Here is a 15344-nt window from a genome sequence, read left to right on the forward strand (position 1 = left end):
AGCAGTGCAACGCGGCTTTCGCTCACCGTTGCGAGGTGGCGTATATTACGCTTTCCCGCTTCAGAGTCAAGCGTTTATTTTCGCTTTTCTCCGTGAGGTTCTGGTCTGAACCCCGCTGACCCGGCGGACTGTATGCCGTTGTTCCGTGTCAGTGGTGGCGCATTATAGGGAGTTATTTCTGCCTGACAAGAGGAAATTTAAAATAATTTTCTGAGTGTCTCTTTTTTCATCAATGGCGTGCTTAACGTGCCATAAAATAAGCAAATTGCCGTTATTGCAACTGCAATCACACTTCCAGGTGGCATACTAATAACCAAACGAAAGAGAAAGGAAGAACATTCATGCCTTTAAGCGCACAACAATTAGCCGCACAGAAAAATCTATCCTATGTTCTGGCTGAAAAGCTGGCGCAGCGGATATTAAAGGGTGACTACGCCCCCGGTACGATTCTTCCCGGCGAAATAGAACTGGGCGAGCAGTACGGCGTAAGTCGAACGGCAGTTCGCGAAGCGGTGAAAACGTTGACGGCTAAAGGTATGGTGCTACCCCGTCCGCGCATTGGTACGCGGGTGATGCCGCAGGGAAACTGGAACTTTCTGGATCAAGAGCTGCTGACCTGGTGGATGACGGAAGAAAATTTTCATCAGGTGGTAGATCATTTTCTGGTGATGCGTATTAGCCTGGAGCCGCAAGCCTGCCTGCTGGCGGCGACTCTTGGCACACCGGAGCAGAAAGCGCGGCTTAATGCCTTAATGGAAGAGATGGTCGCGCTGAAAAAGCATTTTAAGCGTGAACGCTGGATTGAAGTGGATATGGCGTGGCACGAGCATATCTACGAAATGAGCGCCAATCCCTTTCTAATCTCTTTTGCTACGCTATTTCATTCGGTTTATCACACTTACTTTACCTCAATCACCTATAACGAGGTGGTAAAGCTGGATTTGCACCAGGCCATTGTTGATGCCATCGCTGATGGCGACGGCGAACGCGCTTTCCAGGCCTGCCAGGCGTTGTTAATAGCGCCCAATGAGAGACCAGATAATTAACAGGATATTGAATGACCAGCAAAAAAGCGCGCAGTATGGCTGGCCTGCCGTGGATCGCGGCGATGGCCTTCTTTATGCAGGCGCTAGACGCCACCATTTTGAATACCGCTTTACCGGCTATTGCGCATAGTCTTAACCGTTCCCCACTCGCCATGCAGTCCGCTATTATCAGTTATACCCTGACAGTAGCTATGTTAATTCCGGTAAGCGGCTGGTTGGCTGACCGCTTCGGTACGCGTCGCGTCTTTATGGTTGCCGTAAGTCTGTTTACGTTAGGCTCGCTGGCCTGCGCGCTCTCCAGTTCACTATCTGAATTGGTTATTTTTCGCGTCGTACAAGGCGTCGGCGGAGCGATGATGATGCCAGTGGCGCGACTGGCGTTATTGCGAGCCTATCCGCGTAGTGAGCTGCTGCCCGTTCTTAACTTTGTCACTATGCCGGGGCTGGTAGGTCCGATTCTGGGGCCGGTATTAGGCGGCGTACTGGTGACCTGGGCAAGCTGGCACTGGATCTTCCTGATTAATATTCCCATTGGTGTTGCAGGCATTCTGTATGCCCGCAAATATATGCCCAACTTCACCACGCCGCGTCGCAAGTTTGACATGACCGGCTTCTTTCTTTTTGGGTTAAGTCTGGTTTTATTTTCCAGCGGAATGGAACTGTTTGGCGAAAAGATTGTGGCGACATGGATCGCATCCGCCATTATTTTTTGCAGTATCGTTCTACTATTGGCCTATATCCGCCACGCCCGCCGTCATCCGACACCGTTAATATCACTATCGCTGTTTAAGACACGCACATTTTCCGTCGGTATTGCCGGCAACCTCGCCACACGTCTGGGGACAGGCTGCGTACCTTTTTTGATGCCGTTAATGCTACAGGTTGGTTTTGGCTACCCGGCTCTGATCGCCGGCTGCATGATGGCGCCGACAGCTTTGGGTTCTATTATCGCGAAATCGACCGTAACGCAGGTTTTACGACGTTTGGGATACCGGAAGACTCTGGTCGGCATTACGGTATTTATCGGTCTGATGATTGCCCAGTTTTCGTTTCAATCTTCCGCCATGCCGATCTGGATGCTCGTGCTGCCGCTATTCATTCTTGGAATGGCGATGTCCACTCAATTTACGGCAATGAATACGATTACTCTTGCGGATCTGACGGACGATAACGCCAGCAGCGGCAACAGCGTTCTGGCGGTTACGCAGCAATTGTCTATCAGTTTAGGCGTGGCGATCAGCGCGGCGGTGTTACGTATTTATGAAGGTTTTGCGGGCACCAGTACCGTGGAACAGTTCCACTATACCTTTATCACGATGGGGGCGATCACTATCGTGTCCGCGCTGATGTTTATGCTGCTAAGAGTCAAAGACGGCAACAATCTGATTAAAGAACGGCATAAATCTAAACCGACCCACGCACCGTCAAAACCGGAGTGAGCTGAAGTCGCTGTTGTTGCAAGGCGGGCTGCGCCATCCGATGAATCAACACATCAATAGCCAGCTCGCCCAATTCATCTTTCGGCTGATGGATAGTCGTCAGCGGCGGCGTCATATAGCGCGCCAGCTCAATATCATCATAGCCAATGACTGCCATATCCTGCGGAATACGAAGCCCCGCCTGATATAGCGCCTGATAGGCGCCGACAGCCATCGCATCGTTTCCGGTAAAAACCGCTTGCGGTCGCTGTTGATGGGCGAGTAACGCCTGCATGGCGTCAAAGCCGCCGCCAAATTCAAAATCGCCGGTGATCTCATAGCCTTGCGGAATAGCCAGCCCTGCGCGTTTCATCGCCGCCCGATACCCTTCCAGCCGTAAACGCGCTGGCGTTTTGTCCAGCGGGCCGGTAATACAGGCTATTCGGGTAAAACCTTTATCGATAAGGTATTGGGTGGCAAGATCGCCGCCTAACAACGAATTATCCTGAATGAGATCGCTATCGCCCTCACCATCAAACGGCGACCAGTCCATCATGACGGTAGGAATAGACGGATAACGCTCCATGATTTCACGAGAAGGCTGATGCGTTTCGGTACACAGCAGCAGTAAACCGTCTACCCGTTTTTGCATCAGCGTCTCCAGGTTGCGGTTCATCCGTTGCTCATCGCCTTCGGTATTACACAGCACCAGACTATAACCGCGCTCAAAACAGCTTCGCTCAACGCCGCGCACCAGTTCGGAATAAAAAGGGTTGGTACTGGCGGTAATCAGCATACCAATCGTGCGGGTCTGGTTTAACTTGAGGCTTCGCGCCAGCGCGGAAGGCGCATAGTTAAGTGATTTAATCGCCGCTTCAACTTTTTCAGTAATCGTCTCACTCACAAAGCGATCTTTGTTAATAACGTGAGAGACCGTCGATGTAGAGACTCCCGCCAGGCGGGCAACATCTTTCATAGTAGCCAAGCGTTACCCCTGCTGATGTAAAAACGCTTCTATCTCTTCGCGCCACGGAACGGAAGGTTGCGCGCCTTTACGCGTTACGGCAATCGCGGCGGCGGCATGGGCAAAGCGAATCGCTTCCGGCAACGGCGTCTCCTCCAGTATCGCGGTGATAAAGGCGCCGTTAAACGTATCTCCGGCGGCAATGGTATCGACAGCCTCAACGCTAAATCCAGGAACGCGGCGACCCTCGCCGTTTACGCTGGCCCAGACGCCACGGCTTCCTAAGGTAATTAATACGGTTCGAATGCCTTTATCATGCAAAACCTGCGCAGCTTTCGCGGCATCGTCGTCATTTTCCACACGCACGCCCGTCAGCTTTTCAGCTTCCGTTTCATTTGGCGTGATGATGTCCACCAGCGCCAGCAGTTCATCCGGTAACTCACGGGCAGGTGCCGGGTTAAGCGCAACAGTAGTATGATGTTGATGGGCGATTTTCGCCGCCGCCAGTACGCTTTCCAGCGGCGATTCCAGCTGCATCAGTAACGCATCCGCCTGCGCGATACGTTCACGTTGCGCATCAACCAACGCCGGCGATAACGCGGCATTCGCTCCGGCATGAATACCGATGACGTTCTCGCCTTCGCCATTAACGAAAATCAGCGCTACCCCGGTAGACTCGCCTTTAATGACGCTAACTGGCGCGATATCAATACGATCGCTGACTAATTGTTTACGAATACTGTCGCCAATATCGTCATCGCCCGTGCAGGCGATAAACGCAATATTTGCCCCGCTACGTCCCGCAGCAACCGCCTGATTCGCGCCTTTCCCGCCAAACGCGACCTGATAATGGCTACCGGTTACCGTTTCACCCGGGGTAGGGAAGGACTCAAGATTAAGGATATGATCGGCATTAATGCTGCCAAGGACGATGAGATTACCTGCGGTTTTCATATTCGGGGTTCCACGTCAAAGTGCGCCACCGGTTAGGGTGGCGCGTGCCCTGCTTTTCTTTTTTTACGTTCACCTCAGCGGAGGCTCGCGTATTTCTGTCGCCATCAGGCCATAGTTGACCCGTGTCGTTTATTACTGCTTGATGACCAGTTTCAGGTCAACCGGATATTTGGCCTGAACTTTTTCGCCTTTCAGCACCTTATCCGCTACTTCAACGCCTTTGGCGCCGATTTGATCCGGTAACTGAGCGATAGTCGCTGCCAGTTTGCCATCTTTTACGGCCTTTTCGCCATCCGGCGTACCGTCAAATCCAACCACCATCACATCTGCTTTACCGGCAGTTTGCAGCGCGCGCAGTGCGCCCAGCGCCATTTCATCGTTCTGGGCGAAGACAGCCTGAACATCCGGATGCGCGGTCAGCAGGTTCTGCATGACGTTCAGACCTTTAGTACGGTCGAAATCGGCAGGCTGGCTGGCCAGGACATTAAATTTGTGGGCGGCTACCGCCTGCTGGAAACCTTCGCCACGCTCACGCGCCGCAGATGTTCCGGCAATGCCTTGCAGCTCAATCACTTTGGCGCCTTCGCCAGCTTTTTTCGCGATATAGTCGCCAGCGATCTTACCGCCCAGCACGTTATCAGACGCGATATGGCTGACGACATCGCCTTTGGTTGCCTGGCGGTCAAGCGTGATAACCGGAATCTTCGCCTGGTTCGCCATCTTCACCGCGTTACCCACCGCATCGGAGTCAGTCGGGTTGATCAGCAAAATTTTGGTCCCGCGAACGGTTAAATCCTGCACGTTCGCCAGCTCTTTGGCAGGGTTGTTCTGGGAGTCCAGCACCACCAGGTTATAACCCAGTTTATCCGCCTCTTTTTGCGCCCCGTCTTTTAACGACACGAAGAAGGGATTATTGAGGGTAGAGATCACCAGCGCAATGGTGTCTTTCGCCATTGCATTCGCGCTCACGGTGGCGCTCAGCGCAACAGCAGATACCAGGGTAGCCAGTTTTTTCATGTTCATATTTCAGATGTCCTGTAGTCGTTGTTACTGCTTTTTGTTGTCTACCAGTACCGCCAGCAAAATCACCACCGCTTTGACGATCATCTGGTAATAGGAGGAAACACCTAACAAATTCAAACCATTATTAAGGAAGCCGAGAATCAATGCGCCGATCAATGTCCCAACAATGCGCCCTTTACCACCTGCAAGGCTGGTGCCGCCCAGCACCACGGCGGCAATAGCATCCAGCTCATAGCCGGTACCCGCCGTCGGCTGCGCGGAAGAGAGGCGCGCCACTTCAATGATGCCCGCCAGCGATGCTGTCAGGCCGCAAAGTGAATAGACGATAATTTTCACTTTGCTCACGCTAATGCCAGACAGACGCGTCGCCGCTTCGTTACCGCCCAGCGCGTAGATATAGCGTCCCAGACGGGTGTGATGCAGCATATACCAGGCGGCGATAAAGACGATAGCCATGATCCAGACCGGCGTAGGAACGCCCAGCGGACGACCGATACCGAACCAGCCAAACAGATCGGCGTTATCGGTAAAGCCGGTGTTGACCGGGCTACCGTCGGTGTAAACCATCGTCACGCCACGCAGTAGCAGCATCATCACCAGCGTAGCGATAAACGCCTGTACGCGGCCCTTCGCGACGATAACGCCAGTGACGGCGCCAATCGCAGCGCCCAGCGCCAGCGCGGCGGCAACCGCGACCAGCGCATTCACTTCAACGCCGACGATTGAAGCGGCAACCGCACCGGTGAGTGCCAGCAGGGAACCGACGGACAGATCGATCCCCGATGTCAGAATCACCAACGTCATCCCCACCGCCATAATGGCGTTGACGGAGGTCTGTTGAAGAATATTGAACAGATTATTAACGGTAAAAAAGTTGGGGCTCAACGTCGAAACAATCGCGATCAACACCAGCAGGGCAATGAGCGACTTCTGCTCAAGAAGCCACGCTTTAGTGAAATAACGGCGACCAGAAACAGCCTGGGTTGTCATCTTTTTTACTCCTGATTCACGCGATTAAGCTTGCCCACTGCGGCAGCCATTAACACTTCCTGGGTGGCCTGCTCGCGAGTAAATTCACCGCTGAGATGCCCTTCATGCATGACGATGATGCGATCGCTCATGCCTAATACTTCTGGCATCTCAGATGAGACCAGAATGATGCTCAGGCCGTCGGCCTTAAACTGGTTGATAAGCTGGTAAATCTCTTTCTTGGCGCCGACGTCCACGCCGCGGGTCGGCTCGTCGAGAATGAGCACTTTCGGGCGCGTCATCAACCCGCGGGCAATCGCCACTTTTTGCTGATTACCGCCAGAAAGCAGGCCTATCGCCTGTTCCATTGACGGCGTCTTGACGTTGAACAGACGGATAAAATCCCCCACCGCCTGCTGCTCATCTTTGTGTTTCAGGCTTCCGCCAGCGCGGCTGAAATAATCCAGCGCCGTCAGCGACATATTCTCTTTAACTGACATGCCGAGCACCAGTCCATCGCGCTTACGGTCTTCAGAGATATAAACGATGCCATTGGCCAGCCCGTCCTGCGGAGAACGCGTCACCACTTCGTGTCCATCGAGCGTCACGTAACCGCTGGTTCGAGGCATCGCGCCGTACAATACTTTCATCAGCTCGGTGCGACCGGCGCCCATCAGGCCGGAGATGCCAAGAATCTCGCCTTTTCGCAGCACAAAAGAGACATCATTCACGCCCGGTCCGCACAGATTATCGACCTTCAGGCGAATCTCACCCGGCGCGTTATCCAGATGCGGGTACTGATCTTCCAGCTTACGTCCCACCATCATTTCGATAAGAGAATCTTCGGTCAACGTGGCCACTTCACGCTCGGCGATAAATTGCCCATCGCGGAAGACCGTCACGTCATCGCAAATTTCGAAGATCTCTTTCATACGGTGGGAGATATAGACAATGCCGCGTCTCTGCGATTTTAATTCGCGGATAACGCGGAACAGAGATTCGGTTTCAGTGTCGGTCAGCGCATCGGTCGGTTCATCCATAATGATGACTTTGGATTCGAAGCTCAGCACTTTGGCGATTTCCACCATTTGCTGATCGCCGATAGAGAGTTCGCCCACCAGCTTATCGCTCTTAAAGCGCAGATTGAGTTTGGCTAAGAGCTGGTCGGCTTCGGCATACATCTTTTTCCAGTCGATTTTGCCAAAGCGATTCACAAACTCACGGCCCAGGAAGATATTTTCCGCAATGGTCAACTGCGGAATCAGGTTCAGTTCCTGATGAATAATGCCGATCCCGGCTTCCTGAGACGATTTAGGCCCATTAAAGGTGGTCTCTTTACCTAGCCATAACAACGATCCCGCATCTCGCGTATAGATGCCGGTTAATACTTTCATCATGGTGGATTTTCCGGCGCCGTTTTCCCCCATCAGCGCCATAACGCGGCCAGGATAAACGTTTAACGCGGCGCCGGAGAGAGCCTTCACGCCGGGGAACGCTTTATCGATCCCTTTGAGTTGCAGTAATGCGTCCATAGCGGCCTCAGAACGTGACGCCAGCGCAAAGAATGACATTCGCATACGGGGAACACTCCCCGCTGCGAATCACCGCCTGACTGTCTGCAGTCAATTTTTTGAATTGTTCGTGTGTCGTATAACTAATTTTTATGGTGTTTCCCTGGTGTTGCTGCAGTTGCTCAAGGTGAGTGAGCAACGTTTCGTGGAGCTGCGGATTCTGTTGTTTGATTTCCGTTGCAAGAATCGCCGCCTCAACCTGCATTTCCCGGGTCACGACATCCACCACCTGCATAAAAGAAGGTACGCCTTGGGTTAGTGCCATATCGATACGCGCAGTGCTATTCGGGATGGGTAAACCCGCATCACAGACCACCAGAGTATCAGTATGCCCCAGACGGGAAATGACCGACGAGATTTCAGAGTTGAGTACGGTGCCTTTCTTCATTTTTCTGCTCCACTAGCGAAACGTTTCGCTGGCCGCAGTGTAACCCCGGATGTGTTCATAAAACCATCATGACGTAACAGAATTGTGATCGCCGTCGAAACGTTTCGCTAGCGGAAATCAGGCGATTATCTCTTGTGGGAATCTACGGATTGGTCAGGCCGGGTAAGCCAACGCGGCCCTCGGCATGGTGATGAGAGGTTAAATCTCGACCTGAGTTCCTAACTCAATCACGCGGTTAGGCGGGATCTCGAACTGATCCGGCGCGCGCAGGGCGTTGCGTTGCAACAACAAATACAGCTTGCCACGCAGACGCAAATACCACGGGCGTTTGCCGACAATCAACGACTCGTGCGACATAAAGAACGACGTTTCCATCATCCGACAGCTAAGCCCTTCCAGACCGCAGCGGTGGAACACCTCTTCAACGTTTGGCGTTTCGCGCCAGCCGTAGCTAGCCACCACGCGCCAGAATGTCGGAGACAACTGCTCAATCTGCACCCGGCGAACGTTATGCACATAAGGCGCATCTTCCGTACGCAACGTCAGTAAGATTACGCGCTCATGCAACACTTTGTTGTGCTTCAGGTTATGCAATAAAGCAAAAGGGATCACACTGAGCGCGCGCGACATGTATACGGCAGTACCTGGCACCCGAACCGGCGGTGACTTCTCCAGCGAAGCAATCATCGCTTCCAGCGAATTACCGTGTTCATGCATACGACGCAACAGACGGAAACGCTCACTCTTCCAGGTGGTCATGATCGTGAACATGATCAGGCCCAGGCTCAGCGGCAGCCAACCACCGGACAACAATTTGTCGAGGTTGGCCGAGAACAGCGGGATATCCACGCACAGGAACGCGATGAGGATCAGCGCTACAAAATATTTGTTCCAGTGCCAGTTCTTACGCGCCACGGTCGTAGAAAGAATAGACGTCAGCACCATCGTGCCGGTCACGGCGATACCATAGGCCGCCGCCAGGTTGCTGGAGTGCTCAAAGCTAACAATAACAACCACGACCGCGAAATAAAGCAGCCAGTTAACGAAAGGGATATAGATCTGACCGGACTCCATCTCGGAGGTATGGATAATACGCATCGGCGACAAATAGCCAAGACGCACGGCCTGACGCGTCAGCGAAAAGACGCCGGAAATGACCGCCTGGGAGGCGATCACCGTCGCCAGCGCGGCCAGAATCAGCAGCGGAATTAACGCCCAATCCGGTGCCAACAGGAAAAAGGGGTTTTTAATCGCTTCCGGATGCTTAAGTAGCAATGCGCCCTGACCAAAGTAGTTCAGTACTAACGACGGCAATACCACGGTAAACCACGCCAGGCGAATCGGGAACTTACCGAAGTGTCCCATATCGGCGTACAACGCCTCTACGCCGGTAATCGACAGCACCACCGCGCCCAACGCAATAAACGATACGGTTTTATATTCAAGGAAAAAACGTACCGCCCAGACAGGATTCAGCGCATGTAACACTTCGGGATTGGCGATAATACTGCGCAGGCCAAGTACCGCCAGGATTAAAAACCAGGTCAGCATGATCGGCGCAAAGAGTTTCCCTACCATTCCCGTACCGTGCTTCTGAATCATAAACAACAGAGTCAGCACAATAATGGAGAGCGGGACAATCCAGGTATCCAGCTGCGGCGCGACAATTTCCAGGCCTTCAATCGCCGACATCACTGAAATCGCCGGCGTAATGACCACTTCGCCATAGAAAAAGCTGCCGCCTATCAGTCCCATGATAACTAACATGGATGTGGTGCGCGCCGAGGTATTACGCCCGGCAAGCGACATCAGCGTCAAAATTCCACCTTCACCCGCGTTATCGGCGCGCATCACGAAGGTGAGATATTTGATGGAAACCACAAAGATGAGTAGCCAGAAGATCAGCGACAGAAAACCAAACACGGCATCTCGTTCAACGCCAAAACCAAACTGACCGGACAAACATTCACGAAGCGTATAAAGCGGGCTGGTACCAATATCACCGTAGACAACCCCAATAGCTGCGAGGGTAATCGCAGGCAACGATTGCTTATTATCAGTGCTCATAGACTCATCTTTCGTTTATACACGTCACCCTTCACGCTACCTCCTTGTCGGCTGCATTCGCTTACCCCAGTCACACGTTTAAGTCAGTGCCAGGGGATTCACTCCTTTGCCGCCTTGATGTAGTTTGAATGAATGAGTGTATAGATATGAAATGTGTGCTTAGTCCCTTGGCCCACAAAAAAGCGCACAGTATGCACGATTAATCATAAAATCGTACCCCTAAATGAAGCCAGATTAACCTGGCTCAAAGAAAAATAAACAGCGCGTCAGACGATTACAGCCCCGGTGGTGAAACGTCTATACTCGCAATTAGCATGATCCATTTGTCGAAAGGACGCCTCTTTATTATGGCTCACCCACATTTATTAGCGGAAAGAATTTCCCGTCTGAGCAGCGCCCTTGAGAAGGGACTGTATGAACGTAGTCATGCCATACGCCTTTGCCTACTGGCGGCGTTAAGCGGTGAGAGCGTCTTTTTGTTGGGCCCGCCCGGTATCGCCAAGAGTCTGATTGCCCGCCGCCTGAAGTTTGCTTTCCAGCGCGCCCGCGCTTTTGAATATCTGATGACACGCTTTTCCACGCCGGAAGAGGTTTTTGGCCCGCTCTCTATTCAGGCGCTGAAAGATGAAGGTCGCTATGAACGCTTAACGACCGGCTACCTTCCCGAAGCCGAAATCGTTTTTCTGGATGAAATCTGGAAAGCCGGGCCCGCTATCCTGAACACATTGCTGACCGCCATTAACGAACGCCATTTCCGCAACGGCGCATTTGAGGAAAAAATCCCGATGCGGCTGCTGGTGGCGGCCTCTAACGAACTGCCCGAAGCGGACAGCAGCCTGGAAGCCTTGTACGACCGAATGTTGATTCGCCTGTGGCTGGATAAAGTTCAGGATAAAGCCAATTTCCGCTCCATGCTGATTAGTCAGCAGGATGAGAGTGATAACCCGGTCCCCGCCTCGTTACAGGTTAGCGACGAAGAATATCAACAGTGGCAAAAAGATATCGGCGCAATTTCACTCCCTGATCCGGTCTTTGAGCTGATATTTACTCTGCGCCAACAGCTGGATAATTTGCCGAATGCGCCTTATGTCTCCGACCGTCGCTGGAAGAAAGCCATCCGCCTGTTACAGGCCAGCGCCTTCTTTAGCGGACGCGACGCGGTTGCGCCGATTGACCTTATCCTGCTAAAAGATTGCTTGTGGTATGACGCGCAGAGTCTGAATCTCATGCAACAGCAACTGGAAATATTGATGACCGGACACGCCTGGCAGCAGCAGGCCATGCTGACTCGCCTCGGCGGTATCGTCCAGCGCCGCCTCCAGTTGCAGCAACAGCAAAGCGATAAAACCGCCTTCACCGTCATTAAAGAAGGCGGTATGTTCAGCCGCCGCCCGCATTACACTTTACCGCCGGAAGCCAGTGCATCAACGTTGACGTTATTGCTACAAAAACCGCTAAAACTGCATGATATGGAAGTGATCCATATTACTTTTGACCGCAGCGCGCTGGAACTTTGGCTGACCAAAGGCGGCGAGATCCGCGGCAAACTGAACGGGATCGGCTTTGCCCAAACGTTGAATATGGAAGTCGATAACGCTCAACATCTGGTGGTGCGCGACATCAGTCTACAAGGTACCCGTCTGGCGTTACCGGGAACGGCTGAAGACAGTATGCCTGCGGAGATCAAACAGCAGCTGGAAACGTTAGAAAACGACTGGCGCCAGCAGCATACCCGCTTCAGCGAACAGCAACATTGCCTGTTTATTCACAGCGACTGGTTAGGGCGCATTGAGGCCAGCCTGCAGGATGTAGGAGAACAGATCCGCCAGGCGAAACAATGCTGACGCTGGATACGCTAAATACCATGCTGGCCGTCAGCGAAGAGGGAATGGTCGAAGAGATGATCCTCGCGCTACTGGCTTCCCCACAACTGGTCATTTTCTTTGAAAAGTTTCCGCGTTTAAAAAACGCCGTGACCGCCGATCTCACGCGCTGGCGGGAAGCGCTACGCAGCCGTCTTAAAGACGCACGCGTTCCGCCGGAACTCACGGAAGAGGTCATGTGTTATCAGCAAAGCCAACTTCTCTCTACCCCACAGTTCATCGTGCAACTGCCGCAAATACTGGCGTTGCTTCACCGCCTGCATTCACCGTATGCCGCGCAGGCGAAGCAGTTGACGGAGAGCAACAGTACCTTTACCCCTGCGCTACACACGCTTTTTTTGCAACGCTGGCGGTTAAGTCTGGTCGTGCAGGCCACCACGTTAAACCAACAACTACTGGAAGAAGAGCGCGAGCAGTTGCTGAGTGACGTTCAGGAACGGATGACGCTGAGCGGGCAACTGGAACCGACGCTGGCGGAAAATGATAATGCCGCAGGCCGCCTGTGGGATATGAGCGCGGGCCAGCTTAAACGTGGTGATTATCAACTGATCGTAAAATACGGCGAATTTCTCGCCGCCCAGCCGGAGCTAATGCAACTGGCGGAACAACTGGGACGTTCGCGGGAAGCCAAATCGGTACCGAAAAAAGACGCGCCGATGGAAACCTTTCGTACACTGGTACGCGAACCCGCAACGGTGCCGGAGCAGGTTGACGGTATTCAGCAAGGCGATGATATTCTGCGCCTGTTGCCGCCAGAGCTGGCGACGCTCGGCATCACCGAGCTGGAATATGAATTTTACCGCCGGTTAGTGGAAAAACAGCTCCTCACCTATCGCCTGCATGGCGAAGCGTGGCGTGAGAAAGTGACCGAACGGCCGGTAGTACACCAGGATGTCGACGAGCAGCCGCGCGGACCGTTTATTGTCTGCGTCGATACTTCAGGCTCGATGGGAGGATTTAACGAGCAGTGCGCAAAAGCGTTCTGCCTGGCGTTGATGCGCGTTGCGCTGGCGGATAACCGCCGCTGCTTTATTATGCTGTTTTCCACTGACGTTGTGCGCTATGAACTCTCCGGCCCGGAAGGTATCGAGCAGGCCATCCGCTTTTTAAGTCAACGTTTTCGCGGCGGCACGGATATCGCCAGCTGTTTTCGCGCCATTATTGAAAGAATGCAGGGACGGGAATGGTTTGATGCCGATGCGGTGGTCATTTCGGATTTTATCGCCCAGCGCTTGCCGGATGACGTGGTGAGCAAAGTGGGAGAGTTGCAGCGTCTTCACCAGCATCGATTCCATGCGGTGGCGATGTCGGCGCACGGCAAACCCGGCATCATGCGCATTTTCAATCATATCTGGCGCTTTGACACCGGGATGCGAAGCCGCCTGCTGAGACGCTGGCGGCGCTAACGGCTTATAAAATAGCAGGAATGCTTTCGCGAACCTGCGCGGGCCATACGCCGCACTGCACCTGACCAATATGCGGCAATTGCAGCAGCAACATCGTCAGACGAGACTGCCCAATCCCGCCGCCGATGGTCTGCGGCATTTCGCCGCGCAGCAGCGCCTGATGCCACTCCAGTTGCAGGCGATCTTCATCACCGGTCAACGCCAGCTGGCGCATCAGCGTATCGGCATCTACACGGATACCCATAGAGGAAAGCTCAAACGCATCTTCCAGCACCGGGTTCCACACCAGGATATCGCCGTTCAGACCGGCGTAGCCCAGCTCAGATGCGGAGCTCCAGTCATCATAATCCGGCGCGCGTACATCATGGCGGTGGCCATCGCTCAGTTTACCGCCGATCCCCACCAGAAAAACGGCGCCAAGTTCTTTGGCGATCGCGCGTTCGCGCCCTTTCGCATCCAGATCCGGGAAACGCGCCAGCAGTTCCTGACTGTGAACAAAATGGATCTGATCCGGCAGGAACGGCGCCAGACCAAACTGTTTATGCACTTCCGCTTCCGTCGCCTTAATTCCTGCCCATATAGCCTCTACTGTGCTTTTTAGGGTGGAAAATTGGCGCTCGCCATCGCCCATGACACGCTCCCAGTCCCACTGATCCACATAGACCGAGTGGAGCGGAGAGAGTCGGTCTTCATCGGGGCGAAGGGCTTTCATGTGCGTGTACAGTCCTTCGCCCGCGCTGAAGTCATGTTGCCCCAGGGTTTGACGTTTCCACTTCGCCAGTGAATGCACCACTTCGAACTGGGCGTCAGGCAACGCTTTCACTTTTACCTGCACCGCTTTTTCACAGCCGGACAAATTATCCTGCGTACCATCCCCTACGCGACTCAGGATCGGCGCCTGGACCTCAATCAGACCCAGACGCTCCTCCAGCTGGCGAGAGAAATGTGATTTCACGAAGCTAATTTGACGTTGTTTGGCAATGTAAGCGGTTTTCATTTTTTTACTCCTGCGTCCTGTTGCCTATGATTAAGCAACAAAACGAGAGCACTATTCAATAATCAACAGATAAAAAGCTAACTTCGATTTTGATTCGTTAAAAATAATGGCTAAAATAGAGATAATCATTAATCTGCATAAGAAAAAGCGATGGAAAATTATCAGATCGACAATCTGGACCGCGGCATACTTGACGCCTTAATGGAAAATGCCCGCACCGCCTACGCCGAACTGGCCAAACAATTTGGCGTTAGCCCTGGAACCATTCACGTTCGCGTCGAGAAAATGAAGCAGGCCGGGATCATTACGGGCGCACGGATTGACGTCAGCCCTAAACAGCTGGGCTACGATGTGGGCTGCTTTATTGGCATCATTCTCAAAAGCGCCAAAGACTATCCCTCCGCACTGGCCCGGCTGGAAAGCCTGGATGAGGTGACGGAAGCGTATTACACCACCGGTCACTACAGCATCTTTATAAAAGTGATGTGCAAATCAATCGACGCGCTTCAGCACGTACTTATCAACAAGATCCAAACAATTGATGAAATTCAGTCCACTGAGACACTGATCGTCTTGCAGAACCCGATCATGCGCACCATCAAGCCATGATCGGCTTTTTTAATCCCACATTTTTCCACAGGTAGATCCCAGCTCGTTC

13 protein-coding genes are annotated in these 15344 nt (G+C 53.1%); 5 read left to right on the forward strand and 8 right to left on the reverse strand.

Going from position 1 to position 15344, the window contains the following annotated elements; all coding sequences use genetic code 11:
• Window positions 1–341: 341 nt before the first annotated feature.
• Both J4685_RS21295 and mdtD read left to right on the forward strand, forming a co-directional pair.
• A complete protein-coding gene (locus tag J4685_RS21295) occupies window positions 342–1046 on the forward strand; it encodes a FadR/GntR family transcriptional regulator (protein ID WP_001131144.1) in 705 nt (234 codons plus the stop codon).
• A gap of 11 nt (window positions 1047–1057) precedes the next feature.
• A complete protein-coding gene (gene mdtD, locus J4685_RS21300) occupies window positions 1058–2485 on the forward strand; it encodes a multidrug transporter subunit MdtD (RefSeq protein ID WP_000202073.1) in 1428 nt (475 codons plus the stop codon).
• Here the strand turns inward: mdtD and rbsR are convergent.
• The 7 genes from rbsR to kup form a co-directional block, all read right to left on the reverse strand.
• Window positions 2451–3449: a ribose operon transcriptional repressor RbsR gene (rbsR, locus tag J4685_RS21305; RefSeq protein ID WP_000224491.1), complete on the reverse strand. Its 999-nt coding sequence runs from the start codon at window positions 3447–3449 to the stop codon at window positions 2451–2453. The genes mdtD and rbsR overlap by 35 nt on opposite strands.
• A gap of 3 nt (window positions 3450–3452) precedes the next feature.
• Window positions 3453–4382 carry a ribokinase gene (gene rbsK, locus J4685_RS21310; protein ID WP_000844730.1) on the reverse strand — a complete coding sequence of 310 codons (930 nt, stop codon included), beginning with the start codon at window positions 4380–4382 and terminating at the stop codon, window positions 3453–3455.
• Window positions 4383–4514: 132 nt separating this feature from the next.
• Complete coding sequence (gene rbsB / locus J4685_RS21315; protein ID WP_001056260.1) at window positions 4515–5405, reverse strand: ribose ABC transporter substrate-binding protein RbsB; 891 nt, start codon at window positions 5403–5405, stop codon at window positions 4515–4517.
• Window positions 5406–5429: 24 nt separating this feature from the next.
• Complete coding sequence (gene rbsC, locus J4685_RS21320) at window positions 5430–6395, reverse strand: ribose ABC transporter permease (RefSeq protein ID WP_000211345.1); 966 nt, start codon at window positions 6393–6395, stop codon at window positions 5430–5432.
• Window positions 6396–6400: 5 nt separating this feature from the next.
• Complete coding sequence (rbsA, locus tag J4685_RS21325) at window positions 6401–7906, reverse strand: ribose ABC transporter ATP-binding protein RbsA (protein ID WP_011233211.1); 1506 nt, start codon at window positions 7904–7906, stop codon at window positions 6401–6403.
• Window positions 7907–7913: 7 nt separating this feature from the next.
• A complete protein-coding gene (gene rbsD / locus J4685_RS21330) occupies window positions 7914–8333 on the reverse strand; it encodes a D-ribose pyranase (RefSeq protein ID WP_000715944.1) in 420 nt (139 codons plus the stop codon).
• A 198-nt stretch (window positions 8334–8531) separates the two neighbouring features.
• Window positions 8532–10400 carry a low affinity potassium transporter Kup gene (gene kup, locus J4685_RS21335; protein WP_000102338.1) on the reverse strand — a complete coding sequence of 623 codons (1869 nt, stop codon included), beginning with the start codon at window positions 10398–10400 and terminating at the stop codon, window positions 8532–8534.
• A 347-nt stretch (window positions 10401–10747) separates the two neighbouring features.
• Here kup and ravA point away from each other — a divergent pair, with 347 nt between their 5' ends.
• Both ravA and viaA read left to right on the forward strand, forming a co-directional pair.
• Window positions 10748–12244, forward strand: coding sequence for an ATPase RavA (gene ravA, locus J4685_RS21340; protein WP_000940977.1), 1497 nt, complete (start codon window positions 10748–10750; stop codon window positions 12242–12244).
• A complete protein-coding gene (gene viaA, locus J4685_RS21345) occupies window positions 12238–13689 on the forward strand; it encodes an ATPase RavA stimulator ViaA (RefSeq protein WP_000956597.1) in 1452 nt (483 codons plus the stop codon). Before ravA ends, viaA begins: the two co-directional genes overlap by 7 nt.
• A 4-nt stretch (window positions 13690–13693) precedes the next feature.
• On the opposite strand, the gene asnA is transcribed toward viaA, so the two are convergent.
• Entirely contained in the window at window positions 13694–14686 is a 993-nt protein-coding gene (asnA, locus tag J4685_RS21350; RefSeq protein WP_000845118.1) for an aspartate--ammonia ligase, read from the reverse strand.
• A 150-nt stretch (window positions 14687–14836) separates the two neighbouring features.
• On the opposite strand from asnA, the gene asnC reads away from it, so the two are divergent.
• Window positions 14837–15295 carry a transcriptional regulator AsnC gene (gene asnC, locus J4685_RS21355; protein ID WP_000433016.1) on the forward strand — a complete coding sequence of 153 codons (459 nt, stop codon included), beginning with the start codon at window positions 14837–14839 and terminating at the stop codon, window positions 15293–15295.
• Window positions 15296–15344 lie beyond the last annotated feature (49 nt).

This window comes from Salmonella sp. 32100201201700099SM, assembly GCF_017572645.1.
Taxonomy (GTDB): Bacteria; Pseudomonadota; Gammaproteobacteria; order Enterobacterales; family Enterobacteriaceae; genus Salmonella; species Salmonella enterica.